At 48.8% G+C, this 20,682-nt stretch carries 19 protein-coding genes and 4 pseudogenes; 8 read left to right on the forward strand and 15 right to left on the reverse strand.

Annotated elements, in window-relative coordinates:
• Positions 1 to 20: 20 nt before the first annotated feature.
• The 4 genes and pseudogenes from murA to JCM17471_RS10040 form a co-directional block, all read right to left on the reverse strand.
• Positions 21 to 1,269, reverse strand: a pseudogene (gene murA, locus JCM17471_RS10025) (UDP-N-acetylglucosamine 1-carboxyvinyltransferase).
• A 448-nt stretch (positions 1,270 to 1,717) separates the two neighbouring features.
• The gene (pyrG, locus tag JCM17471_RS10030; RefSeq protein WP_054777769.1) at positions 1,718 to 3,319 is read right to left on the reverse strand and encodes a CTP synthase; all 1,602 of its coding nucleotides are present in this window, start codon (positions 3,317 to 3,319) and stop codon (positions 1,718 to 1,720) included.
• A 192-nt stretch (positions 3,320 to 3,511) separates the two neighbouring features.
• Complete coding sequence (gene rpoE, locus JCM17471_RS10035) at positions 3,512 to 4,156, reverse strand: DNA-directed RNA polymerase subunit delta (RefSeq protein ID WP_147661004.1); 645 nt, start codon at positions 4,154 to 4,156, stop codon at positions 3,512 to 3,514.
• A 43-nt stretch (positions 4,157 to 4,199) separates the two neighbouring features.
• Positions 4,200 to 4,646 carry a YwiB family protein gene (locus JCM17471_RS10040; protein WP_054777771.1) on the reverse strand — a complete coding sequence of 149 codons (447 nt, stop codon included), beginning with the start codon at positions 4,644 to 4,646 and terminating at the stop codon, positions 4,200 to 4,202.
• 151 nt (positions 4,647 to 4,797) lie between these two features.
• On the opposite strand from JCM17471_RS10040, the gene JCM17471_RS10045 reads away from it, so the two are divergent.
• The 4 genes and pseudogenes from JCM17471_RS10045 (at position 4,798) to yidA (ending at position 7,804) form a co-directional block, all read left to right on the forward strand.
• Positions 4,798 to 5,361 (forward strand): lipoyl protein ligase domain-containing protein, encoded by a 564-nt coding sequence (locus JCM17471_RS10045; protein WP_054777772.1) that lies wholly within the window; start codon positions 4,798 to 4,800, stop codon positions 5,359 to 5,361.
• On the forward strand, positions 5,288 to 5,614 hold the full coding sequence (locus JCM17471_RS10050) for a hypothetical protein (RefSeq protein ID WP_439646759.1): 327 nt from the start codon (positions 5,288 to 5,290) through the stop codon (positions 5,612 to 5,614). The genes JCM17471_RS10045 and JCM17471_RS10050 overlap by 74 nt, the downstream gene beginning before the upstream one ends.
• A gap of 20 nt (positions 5,615 to 5,634) precedes the next feature.
• Positions 5,635 to 7,002, forward strand: a pseudogene (locus JCM17471_RS10055) (HD domain-containing protein).
• Positions 6,992 to 7,804: a sugar-phosphatase gene (gene yidA, locus JCM17471_RS10060; RefSeq protein WP_054777774.1), complete on the forward strand. Its 813-nt coding sequence runs from the start codon at positions 6,992 to 6,994 to the stop codon at positions 7,802 to 7,804. The pseudogene JCM17471_RS10055 and the gene yidA overlap by 11 nt, the downstream one beginning before the upstream one ends.
• Here yidA and JCM17471_RS10065 read toward each other — a convergent pair.
• On the reverse strand, positions 7,789 to 8,238 hold the full coding sequence (locus JCM17471_RS10065; protein ID WP_054777775.1) for an NUDIX hydrolase: 450 nt from the start codon (positions 8,236 to 8,238) through the stop codon (positions 7,789 to 7,791). The two genes, yidA and JCM17471_RS10065, sit on opposite strands and share 16 nt — an antisense overlap.
• A 106-nt stretch (positions 8,239 to 8,344) precedes the next feature.
• On the opposite strand from JCM17471_RS10065, the gene JCM17471_RS10070 reads away from it, so the two are divergent.
• The gene (locus JCM17471_RS10070) at positions 8,345 to 9,394 is read left to right on the forward strand and encodes a YdcF family protein (RefSeq protein WP_054777776.1); all 1,050 of its coding nucleotides are present in this window, start codon (positions 8,345 to 8,347) and stop codon (positions 9,392 to 9,394) included.
• 526 nt (positions 9,395 to 9,920) lie between these two features.
• On the opposite strand, the gene JCM17471_RS14170 is transcribed toward JCM17471_RS10070, so the two are convergent.
• The 6 genes and pseudogenes from JCM17471_RS14170 to JCM17471_RS10095 all read right to left on the reverse strand — a co-directional run bounded on the left by JCM17471_RS14170 (position 9,921) and on the right by JCM17471_RS10095 (position 14,056).
• On the reverse strand, positions 9,921 to 10,082 hold the full coding sequence (locus JCM17471_RS14170) for a hypothetical protein (protein WP_156321682.1): 162 nt from the start codon (positions 10,080 to 10,082) through the stop codon (positions 9,921 to 9,923).
• A 12-nt stretch (positions 10,083 to 10,094) separates the two neighbouring features.
• Positions 10,095 to 10,784 carry a DUF4129 domain-containing transglutaminase family protein gene (locus JCM17471_RS10075; protein WP_263849478.1) on the reverse strand — a complete coding sequence of 230 codons (690 nt, stop codon included), beginning with the start codon at positions 10,782 to 10,784 and terminating at the stop codon, positions 10,095 to 10,097.
• Complete coding sequence (locus JCM17471_RS15435; RefSeq protein WP_054777778.1) at positions 10,718 to 12,187, reverse strand: hypothetical protein; 1,470 nt, start codon at positions 12,185 to 12,187, stop codon at positions 10,718 to 10,720. The genes JCM17471_RS10075 and JCM17471_RS15435 overlap by 67 nt, the downstream gene beginning before the upstream one ends.
• Positions 12,184 to 12,519, reverse strand: coding sequence for a hypothetical protein (locus JCM17471_RS10085; protein WP_054777779.1), 336 nt, complete (start codon positions 12,517 to 12,519; stop codon positions 12,184 to 12,186). Before JCM17471_RS10085 ends, JCM17471_RS15435 begins: the two co-directional genes overlap by 4 nt.
• A 38-nt stretch (positions 12,520 to 12,557) precedes the next feature.
• Positions 12,558 to 13,007, reverse strand: a complete 450-nt coding sequence (locus tag JCM17471_RS10090; protein ID WP_054777780.1) for a hypothetical protein — start codon at positions 13,005 to 13,007, stop codon at positions 12,558 to 12,560.
• A gap of 127 nt (positions 13,008 to 13,134) precedes the next feature.
• Positions 13,135 to 14,056, reverse strand: a pseudogene (locus JCM17471_RS10095) (AAA family ATPase).
• Between the two features lie 123 nt (positions 14,057 to 14,179).
• On the opposite strand from JCM17471_RS10095, the gene mscL reads away from it, so the two are divergent.
• The 3 genes from mscL (at position 14,180) to JCM17471_RS14485 (ending at position 15,647) form a co-directional block, all read left to right on the forward strand.
• Positions 14,180 to 14,551: a large-conductance mechanosensitive channel protein MscL gene (gene mscL, locus JCM17471_RS10100; protein ID WP_054777781.1), complete on the forward strand. Its 372-nt coding sequence runs from the start codon at positions 14,180 to 14,182 to the stop codon at positions 14,549 to 14,551.
• A gap of 314 nt (positions 14,552 to 14,865) precedes the next feature.
• Positions 14,866 to 15,480 carry a hypothetical protein gene (locus JCM17471_RS14175; protein ID WP_162208383.1) on the forward strand — a complete coding sequence of 205 codons (615 nt, stop codon included), beginning with the start codon at positions 14,866 to 14,868 and terminating at the stop codon, positions 15,478 to 15,480.
• On the forward strand, positions 15,477 to 15,647 hold the full coding sequence (locus JCM17471_RS14485; RefSeq protein WP_162208384.1) for a matrixin family metalloprotease: 171 nt from the start codon (positions 15,477 to 15,479) through the stop codon (positions 15,645 to 15,647). The genes JCM17471_RS14175 and JCM17471_RS14485 overlap by 4 nt, the downstream gene beginning before the upstream one ends.
• 76 nt (positions 15,648 to 15,723) lie before the next feature.
• Here JCM17471_RS14485 and JCM17471_RS10110 read toward each other — a convergent pair whose 3' ends face one another.
• The 4 genes and pseudogenes from JCM17471_RS10110 to purR form a co-directional block, all read right to left on the reverse strand.
• On the reverse strand, positions 15,724 to 16,698 hold the full coding sequence (locus JCM17471_RS10110; RefSeq protein WP_054777783.1) for a ribose-phosphate diphosphokinase: 975 nt from the start codon (positions 16,696 to 16,698) through the stop codon (positions 15,724 to 15,726).
• A 175-nt stretch (positions 16,699 to 16,873) separates the two neighbouring features.
• Positions 16,874 to 18,273 (reverse strand): annotated as a pseudogene (gene glmU, locus JCM17471_RS10115) (bifunctional UDP-N-acetylglucosamine diphosphorylase/glucosamine-1-phosphate N-acetyltransferase GlmU).
• Positions 18,274 to 18,473: 200 nt separating this feature from the next.
• A complete protein-coding gene (locus JCM17471_RS10120; RefSeq protein WP_054777784.1) occupies positions 18,474 to 19,643 on the reverse strand; it encodes a VanZ family protein in 1,170 nt (389 codons plus the stop codon).
• Positions 19,640 to 20,491, reverse strand: coding sequence for a pur operon repressor (purR, locus tag JCM17471_RS10125; protein WP_054777785.1), 852 nt, complete (start codon positions 20,489 to 20,491; stop codon positions 19,640 to 19,642). Before purR ends, JCM17471_RS10120 begins: the two co-directional genes overlap by 4 nt.
• Between the last annotated feature and the right edge of the window lie 191 nt (positions 20,492 to 20,682).

Consider the following 20,682-nt stretch of genomic DNA (forward strand, 5'->3'; position numbering starts at 1 on the left):
CAGCTGCGTTTGAGCAATTGTTACTCAAAAATTTCGACATCAGCGCCCAAATTATGTAACTTCATGACCACGCGGTCGTATCCTCGCAGGATGTTGTCGACCTTGTGGATGACGGTGTCGCCATTTGCCATCAAGCCTGCAATCATCAATGCTGCGCCTGCGCGAATCTCTTCTGCGTCGACTTCAGCGCCATTGAGCTGATCGGCATGGTGCAAAATAATGATGTCGTCTTGAACGGTAATGTCTGCACCCATGCGGTGTAATTCTGGAATGTGCCGCACACGTTGGATAGATGGTATCAATAATGATGCCCTCGCCCTGTGCCCGCAACAATAGTGGTGTGATTGGTTGTTGGAGGTCGGTCGCAAAGCCAGGATATGGCATGGTCTTGATTTGAACCATCTTTAAATCACCCGATGGGTACACAAAGATACTATCTTCGTGGACATCCATATTAACGCCCATTTCTTCAAGCTTAGCGAGATACGCATCTAAGTGTTCCGCGATGATGTTTTTGACGTTGACACCTTCGCCTTGCGCTGCTGCCATCGCCAAATAAGTTCCTGCTTCAATGCGATCAGGAATAATCGTATGTGGCGCCTTGGCCCGTAATTCCGGTACCCCTTCGATCCGAATCGTGTCGGTTCCGGCACCACGCACAATCGCACCCATATTATTCAGATACGTTGCCAAATCAATGATTTCGGGTTCCTTGGCGACATTTTCGATGACCGTCTTACCTTTGGCCGTGACGGCTGCCAAAATAATATTGATGGTCGCACCCACAGAAACCATATCTAAATAGATCCGGGCGCCGTGCAAGCCGGATTCTGGTGCTTGGATCACTACGGCACCGTGATCATCGGAGACGTGAGCACCAAGCGCTTCAAAGCCCTTCACGTGCTGATCGATTGGTCGTGGGCCAATATCGTCCCCACCAGGTAAACCAACCACAGCGCGCCCAAAACGGCCCAATAACGCACCCATGAAGTAATACGATGCCCGTAAGCTCTTAATTTTCCCATTAGGTAATGGTGTGTCTTTGATCTGGGTTGGATCGATCGTTAACACGGTATCGTGGAATTCGGATTTAACGTTCATATCGGCAAGAATTGCCATTAAGTTTTCAACATCTTGGATATGCGGCACTGCCTCTAATGTGACAGGTGTCCGCGATAAGATAGCAGCAGGAATTAGCGCCACAGTACTGTTCTTGGCGCCACCGATGACAACTTCGCCCGAGAGCTTCTTGCCACCATGGATCAGCATTTTTTCATGTTCTCGTTTCCTCACTTGAGTTTTCACACATTTATCAGGCTGAAGCTGACCTGTTTTACTGTTACGTTTAGCTTCACATTGTTCGCGATTTCTAGTCATTGGCATACTGCCTTGAGCCTCTAGTGCACTCAATCTCTAATTTTAATGAAAATAGGACCAAAACACAACCATTATTCGCTTTTATGACAGAGTATGACCACATACGTCTTGACCGTGAGCACTCAACTGCAATTGCTCACAAAAAAGAGGTCGTGAACAAAACATGACGTCTTGCCACAACCTCTAATTTCGATTTCCAAATAATATTGACTAAACGCGTTCCAAAAGGTTGAGAATTCCGGTTAACTTGGATTGTTTCAAATCCTAAGTTCAGGATTTATCACCAATCCCTGTTAGTCCTCCCACTCAGAGCACCTTTTGTCACAGCTTCGTGTGATGTTTACTTGAAATCGCCGGCAGCCTGAACAAATGCCTTGAATAAACCTTCTGGCTTTGTTGGGCGTGATTGGAATTCAGGGTGATATTGTGCGGCAACAAAGAACTTGTTGGCAGGATATTCAATGATTTCCATCAAGCGATTGTCAGGGCTTGTCCCAGAGAAGACCAGACCCTTTGCTTCAAGTGCTTCACGATATTTGGTGTTGAATTCATAACGGTGACGGTGACGTTTTTGCACTTCTGGCACGTTGTCGTAAGCCGCTGCCGCAATGGTGCCTGGCTTCAGATCACATGGGTAAAGACCCAGACGTAATGTGCCACCCAAGTTTTCAACGTTCACTTGGTCTGGCATCAAGTCGATCACAGGTTCTGCCACTTCAGGATTGGTTTCGGTTGTGCCCGCATCCTTGAAGCCGGCCACGTTACGAGCGAATTCAATCGATGCCATTTGCATCCCTAAGCAGATACCAAGGAATGGGACATTGTTTTCGCGTGCGTAACGAATGGCAGCAATCTTACCTTCAAGACCACGATCGCCGAAACCACCAGGAACTAAGATCCCATCAGCATCGCCTAAAAGTTCAGCGACGTTGTCATCGTTGACATCTTCAGCTTGATATGTTGACAGTTCGATATCAGAATCCCAGAAGTAACCCGCATGCTTCAACGCTTCAGAAACAGAGATGTAAGCATCCTTTAAGGCAACATATTTCCCGACCAATGCAATCTTGGTCTTGTGGGTCAGATTTTGAACGCGGTGTTCAAGATCAATCCATTCAGTCATGTCAGCCTTTGGTGCTTCAAGACCTAAGAAATCAACCACATATTGGTCCATGCCTTGATCTTGCATCGCCAAAGGAATGGTGTACAAGGTCTTGGCATCACGTGATTCAACAACAGCCTTGCTTGGCACGTCGGTGAAGAGCGCAATCTTTTCACGCATTTCTTCAGTCACAGGCTTCTCAGTCCGTAAGACCAACATGTTTGGCTGAATCCCTAAACCGCGCAATTCCTTCACGCTGTGTTGTGTTGGCTTTGTCTTCATTTCATCAGCCGCGCCCAAGTATGGGATTAAGGTTGCATGAATGTACATGGCATTGTCAGCACCAACATCCGCCTTCATTTGGCGAATGGCTTCAAGGAATGGCAATGATTCGATATCACCAACGGTCCCACCAATTTCGGTGATGATGACGTCGGAATCTGTCGTGCTTGCCGCGCGCATGATCTTTTCTTTGATCATGTTGGTGATGTGTGGGATAACCTGCACAGTTGCCCCAAGATATTCACCGCGACGTTCCTTTTGTAAGACTTCGGAATAAATTTTCCCAGTTGTGACGTTGCTATACTTATTCAGATTGATATCAATAAAGCGTTCGTAATGGCCAAGATCCAAGTCCGTTTCCGCACCATCATCGGTAACAAAAACTTCCCCGTGTTGATATGGGTTCATGGTGCCGGGATCCACGTTAATGTATGGATCAAACTTCTGAATGGTGACCTTCAGGCCGCGATTCTTCAGTAATCGGCCAAGTGATGCTGCGACAATTCCTTTACCTAAAGACGAAACAACCCCACCGGTAACAAAAATATACTTGGTCATGTATAAACTCCTTTGTGTATTTGTCTGGGAAAAACAAACAAACAACTCCCTATTCAAGTGAACAGGGAGCTTGTAGCCGTATGCTTTACAAGTACTGTAAAGCGCCCAAAGAGTATACTAACGAAAATTAGTATCAGCGTCAAGCACTAATTATAAGCACGCAAACAGAAACCGCTCACAGTGAGCACATCTCTAGTTGTCGCTGAAATCACCGGCAACATCGTCAGATTCATCATCTTCGTTGTTGTCGTCATCGTCATCCTCTTCGCCGAATTCAGCCAATTGGCCTTCAATCCCGTCAGGCAAGCCATCGTCAGGATCGTCGTCATCAGCGTCGTCGTCGACATCGGTAGCGACATGATCGTGATAACCAAGGTCTGCTGGTGAATCATCATCAACACCTTCGTTATCTTCGTATTCTTCATCGCCATCGAGATCTTCATCTTCAGGGTCATCATCGTTGTAATCGATAACGTCATCATCATCGGCAACGTCAGCTAAGAAGGCATTAACCTTCTTACGCTTCTTACGCCGTGGTGTTTCGTCTTCGTCTTCTGGATGGTTGACTTCTTCGTCAACAGAATCGTATGGATACCAAGCGCGCAGGCCCCAAACGTTATCACCCAAGGAGATAAAACTGCCATCGACGTTTAAATCAGTATAAAATTGAGGTAAGCGTTCCCGAATTTCTTCGTCACTCTTACCCAAGTAGGTTTGAATTTCATTAGCGATGTCAACAAATGGCATTGTATCGCCTTTTTCGTTTAAGATTGCATGTGCAACCTCGATCATAGACAATTCTGCTTTATTCGCATCGGCAAATACGTCAAGTTTCAACCGGTACACGCCCTTTCCACAGTCTGTTTTTTATCATACTCGCTTAGGCATTAAAAAGCAATCGCATTCGATAATCACCTAAGTGTTGTTCGTTGGCAAATAATTGATATTCCACATAGATTTCACCGGAGACCGGATCATCCGTGAACTCCATATCGATGCGTGGCGTTGCCGTCTCCACAGGAATGACCCCGTATGGCGTGCGGTAACGCGTGATGATGCGGCGTTCATTAACGAAATGCAGCTTGAGTTGCGTATCGCTATCACTCGCCCCACGACTCAATTGAATATCGCCATCGCCCTGCACCTTAAGGGTGACGGGGTAAGTCGTGCCACTCTCTTCATCCGTCTCTTGATAACGGATGTAGAGATTGTCGCCCATTTGCACCAGTGTGCCGGGTTCATCGAAAAGATGCTGTTCAGTTTCGCCCTCTTGGGTTACATAGGTCTCTAAGTGAATTTGAATTGGAATACCACTCGATAAATCCATATTAGTCATCCTCTCTAATCTAAGACTACTTTATCTCACCTTTAATTAAAACACCAAATCCCCGGGTTATCCCGTAAAAATACTGACGAGGCTTATTTTGTTAGTTATAATGAAAGTATTTGAGAATTTACTGATGAAAGGAGGCACCCTCGTGCAAGCAACCATCGGCATTCTCGATCAACATTTCTCACAGGCACAAGCGCTCGATAGCTTTGCCCATACTAACACCTTATTACGCTTACCCGATGCCCGCGCTGATGAACTCTTTCATTTTTGGACATTGGATTCAACCGTTATCTTGGGTATGCAGGACCTCAAACTACCACACTTGCAAAGCGCACTGCAAGCACTATCGGCCGCACAATATCCCTATTTTGTGCGTAACGCTGGGGGCCTCGCTGTTATCAGTGATGCGCAGATTCTCAACTGCTCCTGGTTTCTCAAAAACACAGGCACAATGAGTATCGATCAGGCTTACTTGCAGTTCACGCAATTGATGCAAGACGCACTAGCGCCATTTGGCAAGCCCATCGAACACTTTGAGGTCACGCATTCGTATTGTCCCGGTAAGTTCGATCTGAGCATCAACGGCAAAATTTGCGGGTCTCGCGCAGCGGCGGACACCAAAGGGAATTGTGATTATGTTATACCTCAGTGTCTCCGGAAATCAACAGGCACGCGGGGAATTATTGCGCGACTTTTATCGCGCCGGTGATGCGGCATCACAGACCCATTTTGCATTCCCAGATGTCTGGCCCGATAACATGGCAAATCTCGATGAACTGCTCGATTTCCCTATCACCATCGCGCAATTGAAGGAACGGCTCTTGTTGACGCTGTCGCAGCGCGGTTATTTACTAGATTTCGAACAATTGCCGGCCTTACTCGAAACACCCACTTACCAGACAACTTATCAAACCACATATCAAAAACTCTTAGAACGCAATCAAAAACTACATATCGCTTAACTCGCAAAAGGAGAAAACTTATGGCTGATCAACTTTTACCGCGGGAAAAAGTTTTCCGTGATCCCGTTCATAACTACATCCACGTGCGCCACCAAGTGATTCTTGACCTGATCAACACGCCTGAATTTCAACGGCTTCGTCGCATCAAGCAATTGGGCGTGGCAAGCTACGTCTTCCAAGGGGCGGAACATTCGCGATTCACGCATTCGCTCGGTGTTTACGAAATCACTCGCCAAATCTGTGACAACTTCCAGAGCAATTTCCCCTCTCAAGCACCCGGAGACGGATTATGGGACGACCGTGAGCGCTTAGTAGCGCTGTGTGCGGCACTGCTGCACGATATCGGCCACGGTCCGTATTCACACACCTTTGAACATATCTTTGGTACCGACCACGAAGCTATCACGCGGCGGATCTTGACCAGCCCAGAAACAGAGGTCTACAAAATTCTGGCTCGGGTTGAACCGGATTTTCCTGCCAAAGTCGCGAGTGTCATCGATCACACATATCCAAATCCACAAGTGGTTCAGATGATCTCGAGCCAAATTGACGCGGACCGCATGGATTATCTGCTGCGTGATGCCTATAACACGGGGACCAATTACGGGCTGTTCGATCTCACCCGAGTACTGCGGGTCATGCGCCCCTATGCGGGTGGCATCGCGTTTGATGCCAATGGGATGCACGCGGTCGAAGACTATATCGTCAGCCGTTTTCAGATGTATCAACAGGTTTATTTCCATCCCGTGAGTCGGGGCATGGAAGTCATCTTAACCCACCTGTTGGAACGGGCCAAGTTCTTATACGAAGATCAACAGTTCGAGGACAACTTCATTCCTCAACTTCTGATTCCATTCTTTGAGCACACCTTTGATCTGCAGGATTACCTGCGGCTCGATGATGGCGTCCTGAACACCTATTTCATCACATGGCTGAATTATCCCGATACCATTTTGCGCGATCTGGCCGCTCGCTTCCTCAATCGCAAGCCACTCAAGTCTGTCGGCTTCATGCCGGCAACGCGCACCTTGTTGCCACACTTGCGCGAGTTGGTCGATCAGGCCGCTTCAATCCGGAATACTACACCGCCGAAAACGACAGCTTCGACCTGCCTTACGATCAATACGATCCGGCATCAGCCAATCCCAAGACCCAAATCGAAATTATTCAGCCCGATAAAACCCTGGAGGAGCTCTCCAGTCTCTCCCCCAATCGTGGCTGCCATCAGCGGCCGCGCGACGGGCGATACCCGATTTTATTTTCCAAAAGCCATGCTGGGCAAACCCACGGATGACTTGTTTACACCAATCTATCAAGAGTTTCAGCATTATATCCTAAACGGTGCGCTGATTCTCGAAAACCCAATGGAGGATGACAATGACGATTAAACTGATTGCGATTGATATGGATGGCACCTTGCTCAATGAACACGGCGACCTCAATCCCGAAACCATCAAGACTGTCAAAGAAGCCAAGGAACGCGGCATCAAAATTGTGCTGTGCACGGGCCGCCCACTGATGGGGATTGAACGCTTCTTGCCCGTACTTGAACTCGATCAAGTCGGCGATTACGCCATTACCTATAACGGTGCCCTGGTGCAACACACCGCGGATGGCCACGTTATCGCCAAGCACACATTGACCTATGATGACTACCTGCGCATTGAATACACCGCGCGGCGCTTGGGTGTCCACTCACATGCTGAAGATGAAAAATATATCTACACCGCTAATCACGATATCTCCCGTTACACCATCCACGAAGTTGAGCTGGTTAACATGCCGCTGCGCTTCCAAACCGCCGATCAATTCGATCGCGGGCATATTTTCTCTAAGGTCATGTTAATCGACGAACCCGACATTCTCGCGGCTGCACAACAAAAGCTGCCTGCAGACTTCGCCACGGATTATTACGTCGTCAACTCCGAACCCTTCTATCTGGAAGTGCTCAACAAACACGCCAATAAGGGTAGCGGCTTGGCCTCACTTGCTGAACATCTGGGGCTCACTGCCGCTGAAGTGATGGCCATTGGTGACCAAGCAAATGACTTAACCATGTTGGAATATGCGGATACCGCCATTGCCATGGGGAATGCGATTCCTGAAGTCAAAGCCGTGGCCACAGCCGTCACCGCGACTAATCGTGAAGATGGGGTCGCTCAAGCCATTCGGCATTATGCCTTCAACTGATCCAGCCACAGACTGACTGCGTAGCGATGCGTCGGTCGCTTGAGACTCGCTGCGGCAACTGCAATCGGCATCAACATCAAGGTGTTGAAGTCTTCCTTGGGCGCCTGAACGACCTCAAGCTGCGAACACAGGTAGAACGTTGCCGGGTGCTCATACGCAGTTTGCCGATGCGTGGAATAAAAGAATTCGGAGGCGCGTCCCAACTTGCGATCAATCGACACCTTGGCCCCGAATTCTTCCAACAATTCGCGTTGCAGCGTTTCTTCTGGTGATTCGTGATCTTCAACACCGCCACCAGGCAGAATGAGTGCTTGATTGGGGGCGCCAAGAATCAACAAGCGCCGCCCGGATTGATCCGGAATAACGCCGTATACGCCTTCGCGACGCTGATACGTCAGTTTTGGATCTCTGTTGCCAAATACTGGTTCAATCATTGGTCAGTCCCCCTTTATGTTAGTCATAGTATACTTGATTTAATTAAAAAATTCTAATATTGAAGCAACCTAAACAAATAATTTTATCATTTAAGGAGGTGATGTGATGCCATCAGAAGCATTGTATTGGTCATTACTCCTACCCATATCATTTGGCGCACTCTTCTTTGGGAGTTATCTGATCGAACCTCGGCGCCTCATCAATGGCCTGTTGTTCAATCTTTTCGCCATTGCATTCCTGTTTGATCTCGCCATCTGGATTCTGTCCTCGAAAAACCTGCTCTTGATTGCCGTTATGGGCACCCTGTTCATCATCATTATCTTGCTCCTCTTTGCCTTATTCGCGCTACATCTGCTCTGGCTGATCTGGAATGCCATTGTGGTGTGGCGCAAAGAATCCCACTCAATGGGCAACATGCTGACCCTGTTCATTGCATTAGGCCTTGTCGTGTTAGAACTCGGTGCCACATACTTCCGGCGCTTTATTCCCGACTTTGTCTATTTGCCACTGAGCTTTATGATTATCGCCAGCATGGTCTACATTCTCATTTCACTGTACAATTTTCTCACGATTCTTACGATTTATAATCTGCGGATCCCGCACTATAACCAGGACTATCTGATTGTGCTAGGCGCGGGCCTCTTAAACGGCGATCAAGTCTCGCCACTGCTAGCTGCACGCATCAATGCTGCGTCCAAGTTCTATCGCAAGCAGGTCAAGAAAGGCCGTCCCGCACCCAAGATCATCTATTCAGGTGGTCAAGGTGGTGACGAAACCGTCTCAGAAGGCTTTGCCATGCAGCAATACGCCATCAAGAGCGGTATTCCTGCCAGCAGCACGATGGTCGAGGGCGAATCCAAGACCACGTTTGAAAATATGCAGTTCTCGGCTCGGCTCATCAACGCACGTCAGAAGACATCGTATCGCGCGACGTTCTTCACGAATAACTATCATCTGTTTCGCGCAGGGCTCTTCGCCCGCATGGCTGGCATTCACGCCAATGGTATTGGCGCCGCAACTTCATTTTACTTCCTGCCAAACGCCGTCATCCGCGAATACGTTGCGATTGCGGTGATGAAGAAGCGCCAACACATGATTGTATTTGGTGGTATTCTGCTGATTACGCTGGCGATGTTCTTTGTGCAGATTGTGTAGAGCGCGAACCCACACGGGTTGGCTGTGAGCACTAACGAGACTCACGGAACAATCGTGGTTTTGACGATTGTCGGGAGTCATGTTAGGCGGAACAGGCAGTGTGGGTGAGCGCGTTTTATGCTGCGACAATCCCCGCTCAGCAATCAAGCACTAACGGGCTTTGATGGACATGGCGGTCTGTGCCATGTGCGAAAAGCGAGTTAGGCGGAGATTGCTGGGGATTGGAACGCGTTTAGAGCGTGAACAAGGGCGCTTAGGCCATGAGGACTAGCAATATCTTTTGTAGAATCCGGTCTGTGGATTCAACAAAGATGAGCTAACTGGAATGTCTTGCCCCTTGTGAGCGCATTTAGAGCTCCTCAACCGATATTAAAATTCAATATTACGCAAAAGAGGCTGTGACGTCACCCCTTCGGGGATGTCACAGCCTCTTATTTTTACGAATTTTATTGACTAATCGTGTTCCGAAAGGTTGAGAATTCCGGTTAATTCTCCCACTCAAAACACCTTTTGTCACAACTTCTTTCTATTTCGTACCTCGTAACCAAAAGACATCGATCACACCCACCAGTGCCACAACGATGAATAGCGCTGCCGTCTTGGGGTAATTGAGATACGACGTCACCAGAGCAATTAAGAGTGCGAGCACAATACTGAATCTTTGAATTGTCGCATAATACTGTCTCATTGCATGACCTCCCTAATGGTGCTTCTGATAAGCATCGAATGCACGTGCCACTTCATGTAGCTCACCAGTGACAGCCTCGCCGCCAAAACGACTCGCTTCATATTGTCGCGTTGCTTGGCTGAAAGTCCCATCCAGTTGCAACGTCTCATCCACGCGTTTCGCGTACGCCAGCAGCGTTTCACCCTTTTGACGTGTCCACTGGCGATTCAGTAGCCACAATAACTGGCGGTAGCGCTGCTCATAATTTGTGCGCGTCACATGCTTGCTGAGAAACAGGGCGACGAGACCCAGCCATCGCTGTTGTAACCACCACAGGAACGTGATGCCAACCACAATCGGTACCAGCCACCACCAACCGCTGATGTCACTGGTCTGTTGGGCCTTAGTTGTGCGCGATGATGAGCTGGTACTCGACTGACTCGATGAAGCCTGTGAGCGACTTGATGACGTGCTCGAAGACGACTGTTGGCTCTGGCTGCTGGCCGTTGGCGGTGTCGTTGATTTGGTTGGGCTCGACGGGTTACTGAAACCAGGTGTCGGCTCAAATGGCAACCAGCCAAATCCTGGGAAGTACACCTCAGGCCACGAGTGCGCATCCGCATTGCTCAGGGTGTAAACATCGGTGCCGTCGCCGTTCACCTTGGTGACTGAGCCGGTGTTATAGCCTTTCGCCCAGCGTGCTGGAATACCAACCGACCGCAATAACACGACCATGGCAGACGAGAAATTATCACAATAACCAACCCGTGAATCAAACAAAAATAATCCACGTAATCGCGATTCTTCGGTGTCACCTTGGCATCGACCTTTGAATAAGTCAGCTGTGGTGCCGAATTGAGATAGGTTTCAACGGCTTTCACTTTTTGATAATAGGTTGGTTGCGTCGCCGTCAATCGCGTTGCCAAGCGCTTAATCCGCGCTGGCAATTTGGGTAGTTGAATCTGACTCGCTGTCGGCTTGGGCGCTGAAACGGCCGCTAGCTGTGTAACCGTCGCCTTCTTTGCGCTCGCCTGTAAAGATATGCGTGTTGGCGTGCGGCCTCGCGTCACCATCAAGCGCGCTTCTTGCACGTTATAGCGCAGGCGTTCGAGTGATTGCGGTTGTGTCTGCGTCAATTGAACCCGACCGTATGGCAGGACCACATAAGTATTATCGGCTGCCTGTCGCATTGTGATTGTTTCGGCCTTCTGATAGGTCGTGTCCGCATCCGTGATTGGTGCTGTCGCCTCAACGGGCATCTCTTGCTGCCGTGCGCTCTGCCAACCAGTACCGGTATACACGCTTTTGACCTCCGCCCGAAAATAATGCGGTGTCTTCTGCGTCACCGTTACAACCGGGGTCGGATCGTCATAGACAGGCCCACCCAGCACGCGATCATTCTCGCTGAGACCAGTGCGCATATTTTGCCGCGCATAAGCACTGATGGCTTGATAAAAGCCACGGTCATTCAACCAGTTGCGCAGCGACACGGTTTGATCCACTAGCGCATTATTGAGTGAGGCCACATTTTGGTTCAGGACTGTGATACCTGCGACCAAGACTGTTGTGACAATTAACCAACGCAATAAGCGTCGCGGTTGTTCAGCGTAACGATGTAAGCCTAAGAATGCCAAGCCCACCGCGCCCATCTGCGCAAAAACGAGCAACAAATCATTGCCATTAAAAACATGCACCGCGAGCAAATAACTGAATACCACAATCCAGGCAATCAGATAGTGATCCAATCCAATGATGAGCACCGCAAGAAACGCAATCACGATAAATACCAGCGGCACACTCACAATCTGTGGCACAGAAAGGCCACCGACCAACAGAAACTGACGCAAGGCCGTGAAGAAGCGTTCCCAGAAAGTCCATAACCAACCGGCACTGGGAAATAACCACCACAGCCAGCCCAAGGTGTTGCCAACAAGGACCACAACGCCTAGAGGCCACCAGCGCGGCTTCAATGCGAATAGCATGCCTGATGCCACCGCAATGAGACTATAAGCCACAAGCACCCACGGCTGAGCGAGATGATTAATCTGTAGGAACGGCCCTGCCGCAATCGCACACAGCCACAACATTAAGAGACTCTTGTAGCTGACCAATATCAATTTTTTCATGTGCGCGCCTCCGTGACGACCACTTCCTGATCAACGATACGGGCCACCAGAAGCGTTTGGTCATCCGTACTGTCCCAATCCAATGGTGCGAGCGCGACAAGGACGCGGCCGGTCATCGGCTGCGGCAGCGCAGCGAGTGTCTCATCTGGCGTTAAGCGTGCCAAATCAGCCTGTGTCGGCGTTTGATTGAGGGTGGCACCAAGTAACCAGACCGTCTTTTGTTGTGCTAATAGGGCTGAAAAAATGGCAATACGCGCCTCATAGGTGGCATCCGTTTGGTTGATCAGAACAAAAATCGGATTGGGTAACTGTGACTGATCGAATTCCCGCACAATGAGTTGTTGCTGGCGAGCGCTTTGGTGCCAATCAATCAGGCCGACCTCGTCACCGATTTGATACGGATGAAAATCGCGAATCTGAAAATCATTTGGCCAAAACGCATCTGTATTCGCGTTTCTAAGGCGTCTTGTAGCACGCGTGCACCGTACTCATCCGGTTTTGGCAGCACCAAGAGTGGCGTTTGCAATCGCAGCGGAGCCTGTTTGCGCAACACACCCAAGCCGTCGCCAGCAAACCAGCGACTCGCCACATCTTGATATTCCCCGCGTGCTAACGCTAAAGGTAATTGAATCTGGCGATGGCCTAAGAATGTGCCCTGCCACAAGATGGTATCTGCGTGCACGACGCTGAGGTTCACCCACCAGCCACCGCGCGCATCGAGCGTTACCGGTGCGCCGCTGAGCGCAGGACCGCTCGGCGTCACTTGCAAAAGTCGTAAGGGCGCGATTAACAGCAGGACACTGGCTAGTAGCAGTAACAAACATAGATTCGTCATTAACCAGCTCGCGGGGGGTATTAAAGATGGGCCCAATCATCGCCAAAGTCCCAACAAAAATAGCACGGCGAGTGCATTTTTAGGCGATACATCTCATCCCTCCTCACGTCGCTTAATCGGGTAACGTTATCTGTTGCAGAATCATTTCGAGTTGTGCCGTGGCCGTTAACTCCGATCCTGGCATCATCAATAAGCGATGCGCGAAGACCGGCGTAACCAGTGTTTGCACATCTTCTGGCGTGACAAATTGGCGCCCATCGATGAGCGCATAGGCCTTAGCCGCAGCCATCAGCGCCAGCCCACCCCGAGGTGAAATGCCGAGACGCACAGATGCGGCATCTCTTGTCGCTTGCACGAGATTGAGGACATACTCCGCCACCTTCGGATCGGCCTTAACTGCCTTCACCTGTTGTTTGAGTGCTTGCAATTGTTGACCATTCAACACGGTATCAATCGCTAAGTCGCGGTGCTCCCCCATCAATAGCGCTAATTCGGCCGCTTGATCGGGATAACCCAAGTGCAATCGCATCAAAAACCGATCCAGCTGGGCTTCGGGCAACGGATAAGTACCGGCAAACTCGCTGGCATTTTGGGTCGCCAGCACAAAGAAGTTCGGGTCGAGGTCAAACGTGGTCCCATCTAATGTGATGCGGCGTTCGCCCATGGCCTCAAGTAACGCCGCCTGAGTGCGGGGTGTGGCCCGATTAATTTCATCCGCCAGTACAATTGGCGTGAACAGCGGTCCTTTGCGAAACTCAAACTGGGCGGTTTTTTGATTAAAAATCGCGCCCCCTAAAATATCGCTGGGTAGCAAATCCGGCGTAAATTGAATGCGCCTGAAATTCAAATCCAATGTCTTAGCTAATGCCTCGACCAGCGTCGTTTTTCCCGACACCAGGTACATCTTCGAATAATACGTGCCCGCCTGCTAACATCGCAGTCAGGGTCAATCGCACAACCTGATCGTGTCCCACCACCGCGCGTCGGACTTGTTCGGTCACATGGGTGATTACATCACGGATATCTTCAGCCATATTAACGCCCCCTATTTACAGTCATTATTCGAAATTTTGTGCTAAAAAGCAAGACGAACCGCTTTTGATGCAAAAATACCCGCTGCTCTTGTATACTAAACCTAAGAATGAGGGGGAATTGATATGCTCAAAGAGTTTCGTGAATTTATTATGCGCGGGAACGTGCTCGATTTAGCTGTTGGTGTCATTATTGGGGGCGCGTTCACTGCGGTTGTCGGCTCACTGACCAAGAATCTGATTAATCCGATTCTGGCGCTGTTTGTTGGGAAGACAAATCTCGATGGTTTAACCTTTACCATCCTTTCTGCACAATTCAAAATTGGGGCGTTTCTCAACGATGTGATTAACTTCCTGATTGTGGCTTTTGTGGTCTTCTTGATCGTCAAGGCCGTCAATCGGATTCTGCCGAAGAAACAGGCTGAAGAGGAAGCGGCGGAACCAAGCACTGAGGAACAATTGCTGACTGAAATCCGCGACTTATTAAAAGAAAAGTAGAGCGCGACAAGCCCCGTTTAGCAATCGAGTACTAACGGACTTTGAGCAACATGGCGGGTTTTGCCATGGCGAGAAGTGAGTTAGACGGAGATTGTTGGGACTTGGAACGCGTTTAGAGCGTGACAAAAGGCGGTCAATTGCAGCTGATGCAGTGGCCGCTATTTTGTGGGCAAATTGTGTTGGCACGCTGTTTGTCATAACGTGTTTGAGCACGCATTTGCACACTTCCCAGTCTGTGCGCGGGATTAAGATTTGCTGATGTCCTTCCAAGGTCTGACGACAAATGCTCGACAAATAGTATGCTGGTAAAAAGATTGAGGAAGGAAGATTACCATGGCGCACCATCGCGGGCTGGCATGGCTGATTTTCATTGGCGGTGCAACTTTTTAATTGCCAGTGATCACAGCCCAGTCCCAGCACCTCAGCGACTCCAGATTCAAACCGAGTTGCGTGAAACTGTTGATATCGCAAAGAACAAATTCGATCAATTCGTCGCTAACAGTCAAACTCAACCCAAAGTTGAAGTCACCCAACAGGCTCAGCCAAAAGTTAACGTGACCCAACAAGAAGCCGCGGCTAATCGCACACAATCAAGACAGGCAGACACCGGGCAAGCAACCCCTATTGTCTCAATCGTCCAAGATGTGTCCCTGCGCCGCACCTACTATTACACATTCGCCGCAAACGACTCACAAGCCGTACGCAATGTCTTCGCCCACGCGGTAGATGTCTATAACGCAACCGGCCTCGTCAATCTGATTCCCGGCAAGGCACAAGTACGCAAAATCAAATTAAGTTCTCGACTTATCACAAACAAATGCCCGCCAGTCAACGCGACGCCCTCGAGTTGGGCCAAGGTGGGCCCGAGATTATCAGTCACGTGTGGGGTGGCACGGCCATCAACCACGCGACTGCTAGTCTTAACGTGACTTATTCAGAATCCATTGCCCAATCGGTTGCCATTCACGAGTTAGGCCACGCATTGGGGCTCGATCACAGTACCAATGCCGCCTCCGTGATGTATCCCGTCGATCAAGGCAAAACTGCCCTATCGGCTGAAGACATCGCCGCGCTCAAGCAGATTTATGAAGTCTAGAACATAAAAAAGAGGAACAACGCCAAAATTATGACGTTGTTCCTCTTTTATTGTCCAAACATAATCGCTATGTAGCCTACTTCTTAAACCGGTTTTCAAACAGTGGGGATACAGGCTTGTTTTCTTGAATCCGTGTAATCGCACGACCTAATAATGGGCCAACGGAAACAATTTGCAGCTTGTCCATCTGTTTGTCTTCTGGCAATTGAATGGAGTCTGTGACAACCACTTGCTTGATCACTGAGTTGGTCAAGCGTTCAACAGCTGGACCAGAGAAGATGGCGTGCGTTGCGGCAACAACCACTTCAGTTGCGCCTGCTTCTTTGAGTGCAGCAGAGGCCAACGTGATGGTCCCAGCCGTATCAATCATGTCATCAATGATGATTGCGCGCTTGCCATCAACCTTACCCACGATGTTCATCACTTCAGCCACATTTGGCCGAGGACGACGCTTATCGATAATAGCGATTGGTGCCTTCAAGAATTCAGCTAACTTACGTGCACGAGTGACACCACCATGATCGGGAGACACAACAACCGTGTCTTCGCCGGCATAGCCATTACTCAAGAAGTAGTCCGCTAACAGTGGCGCACCCATCAAGTGGTCCACTGGAATATCGAAGAAACCTTGAATCTGAGCAGCGTGCAAGTCTAATGCCAACACGCGGTCAGCACCAGCGCGTTCTAACATGTTCGCAACCAACTTGGCCGTAATTGGTTCGCGTGAACGGGCCTTCCGATCTTGCCGAGCATACCCATAATAAGGGATAACAACACTGATTGTGTGTGCGGATGCGCGACGCAATGCGTCAATCATAATCAACAATTCCATCAGATTGTCATTGACTGGGTTAGAGGTTGACTGCACCAGGTAGATGTCGTCGCCCCGAATACTTTCTTCAATGTTAATCTGAATTTCACCATCACTAAATCGCTTGACAGATGACTTACCTAACTCAACACCCACCTCGGCGGCAATCTTTTCAGCAAGTGGCTTGTTTGAGTTCAACGCAAAAATCTTCAATTTAGGATCAGAGTAATGATCTGGCATGGTATCCTCCGTTTAAAAAATTTTCATACATACTACTAAAAAGCATAACGAAAACACAGAAAAAAGCAAGCTGGATTTCCAACTTGCTCATCTTTTCTTAACGTGCACCGCATCGGTATCTCTTTTAGTCCTCAAATACTATCCTGGAGCGTGATTCGGATAACATTATCAAGAATTATTTGGAAGATTCGTTCCATTCATCGCTCTTGCTCAGTGGCAGGCGATTCCAGAAGTCCAACTTATTGGTCTGACGTTCGCGGGCAATGGCCATCGCGTGGAATGGCACATCCGCGGTGATGGTTGATCCAGCAGCCACGAAGCTGTGATCACTGATTTTGACAGGTGCCACAATATTTGCATTGCTACCGATAAAGCTGTGGTCACCCACTTCACTCTGCCACTTTTGAACTCCATCATAGTTGACGAACACGACGCCACAACCGACATTGATGTCAGTGCCCAATGTTGCGTCCCCGACATAAGTCAGGTGGCCAACCTTGGTGCGATCACCAATTGTCGCATTCTTGATTTCGACGAAGTTACCGATATGAGTTTCTTCACCGATATTAGAATTTGGCCGTAAGTGGGCATTAGGACCCGCATTACTACCACGATGCATGATGGAATGTTCAATTGTTGACTGGTGATTGTTACCTGATCTTCAATAGTGGCATCCACTAAGACGGAATGTGCACCGATGACACAGTCTTCACCGATAACCGTGTTGCCCTTTAAGTAAACGCCCGGTTCAACAATGGTGTCAGCACCGATTTTGACGTCAACATCGATATAAGTATTTTCAGGATCAATCAAGGTAACCCCGTTTTGCATGTGGGTGCGATTGATGCGTTGTTGCATCACCTTGGTGGCAGCGGCGAGCGCTACCCGATCGTTTACCCCCATAGATTCATCGAAGTGTTTCATCCGGTAAGCAGCCACAACATCGCCGCGACGCTTCAAAATTTCGATGACATCGGTTAAGTAATATTCACCTTGTGCGTTATCGTTAGTCACTTCATGCAGCGCGCTGAACAGTGACTTGTTATCAAAACAGTAAACACCGGTATTGATTTCGTTTACCGCTGCTTCTTCATGTGTCGTGTCTTTTTGTTCCACAATCTTTTGAACGGTACCCAAGTCATTGCGGATGATGCGACCATAACCAGTAGGATCTGGTGCTGTGGCGGTCAGAATGGTTGCCTTGGCACCCTTGTCTTTGTGGTAGGCGAATAATTTCTCAAAGGTTTCAGCCGTCAGTAATGGCGTGTCCCCATTCGCAATCAGTGTCATACCGTCCTTGTCGCCGAGCAATGCTTCAGCTTGTAAGACCGCGTGACCTGTCCCCAACTGCTCTTCTTGAATGACAAATTCGCTGCGATTGCCCAGTGTTTCTTCAACTGCTTCGGCACCGTGGCCAACAACAGTCACAACTTCATCTGGGTGTGTCAATTCAACTTGTGATAACACGTGATCAACCATTGGCTTACCGGCTACTTCGTGCAGCACCTTGTATAGCTTGGACTTCATCCGTGTACCCTTACCAGCTGCTAAAATAATTGTATATTTTCCAGACATCATTTAGACTCCGTTTCGTTTTAAAGTTACCCACTTATCATATCCCAGTCACTACCGCCTGACAACTAACAAACGGGACTATACCAATGATTAGAGCGCGAATTCACACGTTTTTGGCTGCGAGTACTAATTGCCTCCACAAAAAACGGTCCAACCAAGCCACTGCGCTTAGTTGAGCCGTCTTTCATCATCAAATGACATTAAGGTTTACTTTTATCTGCTGAATCATCACCGTCAATGGCGACCGTGCTCACCTGTTTTGTTTTGGCCCACACATCATAGAAAAAGCGCCCATGACGAGTCATGATTTCCCAGACAATGTTGACCACAAAATAGATGGTGGCGATACCCGAGCCAATCAACAAGACATAAGTGAGATCGCTTTGATGCCAATCGCTCATCACTAAAACAAGCTGATTGTTGAATACCCAAGTGATGGGAAACGCAACGCCGTACAACAAGAACTCTCGCCATAACAAGCGCCAAAATCCAATCGGTTGGCCATCGACTTTAACGATTCGAATTTTGACTAACCGCTTGCCGATTGTTTGGCCAGCGTTGAAGTATGGTATCAAAACAAAGAGAAAGAGCGTTGAGACAATGTAGCCAAACTGCCAGCTCGATCCAAATCGCGCATCGCCAAACAAAAAGGCGATGAATGCAATTGCAGCGCCAACAATGACGCCCATCACGACATAATCGACCAAAAAGGCAACGAAGCGACGCGGCCAAGTGACACGCGTCCCCAAGGCCACACTCTCTTTATCCATCGCATCCCGTGAAGGAAAAGCACGCATCAGCGCCGGTGCGATGAGCCCGCCAATCAAGCCGCCCGTCGTATTGAGAATCAGATCATCAACATCGAATAACCGGTACGGCCGTGGATAGTAGCCGTATAAGCCAGACAGCTGCGTGAGTTCAAAGAACAGACTCAACGCGAAGCTGATCCCAATGACTTGCCACAGTGGTCGCTTGAAGTAATACCGTAGATACACCCCAAACGGAAGCGTCAATGCAATGTTAAACGCGGGTTGGATAAAGCCCGGTGCCTTTAACGCCGCTAACCACGTTGTTGGATGCGCGAATTGAAACGGTGTCGTGTTGATGAATTCACGCAATGCCATGAATGGCACCAGATTGTATTTTGGCCCGGTCATTTTGGCCACAGCAGCGACACTCGGTAATGGCAAAATAATCAGGAAATAGGCAGTCAATAAATAGAAGATGAAGGTGTACACCACAACGGCGCGCCAGAAGACGACACTGCCGTAACGGCGATATTGCCCAATCATAAAGGGCAACGTGAGCACTAAGGCCAGTATTGGAAAAATTAGGATTGCCGTTCTAATTGGATACAGATAGGCACTCATTGTTCACGTAACCGACCAAATAATTCGTGATTGTAATCCAAGTAATTACCGGCGACAGCATGTAAGGTGTTGGCCTTTGTATCGACATCGTCCACTCGGATCAGTGATGTGTAATCGGATACCATGCGATCTCCGGCAAACTTGCCTTCCGCAAATACGGAAATACCGACCAGGTTGGCCCCGAATTCTTCAATCAAACCGCGCATCCCGTTAACGGTCCCGCCGGCCTTCATGAAATCATCCACGATTAGGACACCAGAACCAGGTTTCAAACTGCGCTTACTGAGTTCCATCTTTTCGATACGCGCAGAGCTGCCGGACACATAGTTCACCGACACAGTTGAGCCTTCCGTGATTTTGGAGTCACGCCGCACAATGACAAATGGGACATTGAGATACTGACTCACGCTCTGTGCAATGGGAATCCCCTTGGTTGCCACGGTCATGACCGCGTCCACTGATTGATCCAGATACTGGGTCGCAATCAAGCGGCCGATTTGGCGCAAGACTTCTGGTGTGCCCAACAAGTCAGACAAATAGACATAGCCACCTGGTAACAGGCGATCACTTTCAGATAAGCGATTGGCCATGTCGGTAATAAAATTGGATGCCTCTTCTTGGCCGATGGTTGGCATGAAGCGCACGCCACCTGCCGCACCGGGAACAGTCTCCAAAATCCCTGTCTGCCGAGCCGCAAAGGTACGCCGAATAATCGCCAAATCTTCACTGATGGATGATTTGGCGGATTCATAACGCTTTGAGAAAAATGTGAGTGGTACCAGTGTGTGTGGTCGTTCTAGCAAATAACGTGTCATATCGATTAATCGATCACTACGTCGTACTTTCATAAGTTATACCCCTATCTCCGAACATTTGGATTGAATTGAGTTTCCAAGAACTAATCTTCCCAATTATATGGGATTAGACGTTAAAATCATAGAATTATTTTTGATTCGGTGTGAATTGTTCGCATCTAGAAATTTTTTTTTGGCAAAAAGTGCAAAATGCTAGCTTCTGGAAGGTGGTTAGTTTAGAATTA

Origin of the sequence: Lacticaseibacillus saniviri JCM 17471 = DSM 24301 (assembly GCF_001311785.1) — a bacterium.
Classification (GTDB): Bacteria; Bacillota; Bacilli; order Lactobacillales; family Lactobacillaceae; genus Lacticaseibacillus; species Lacticaseibacillus saniviri.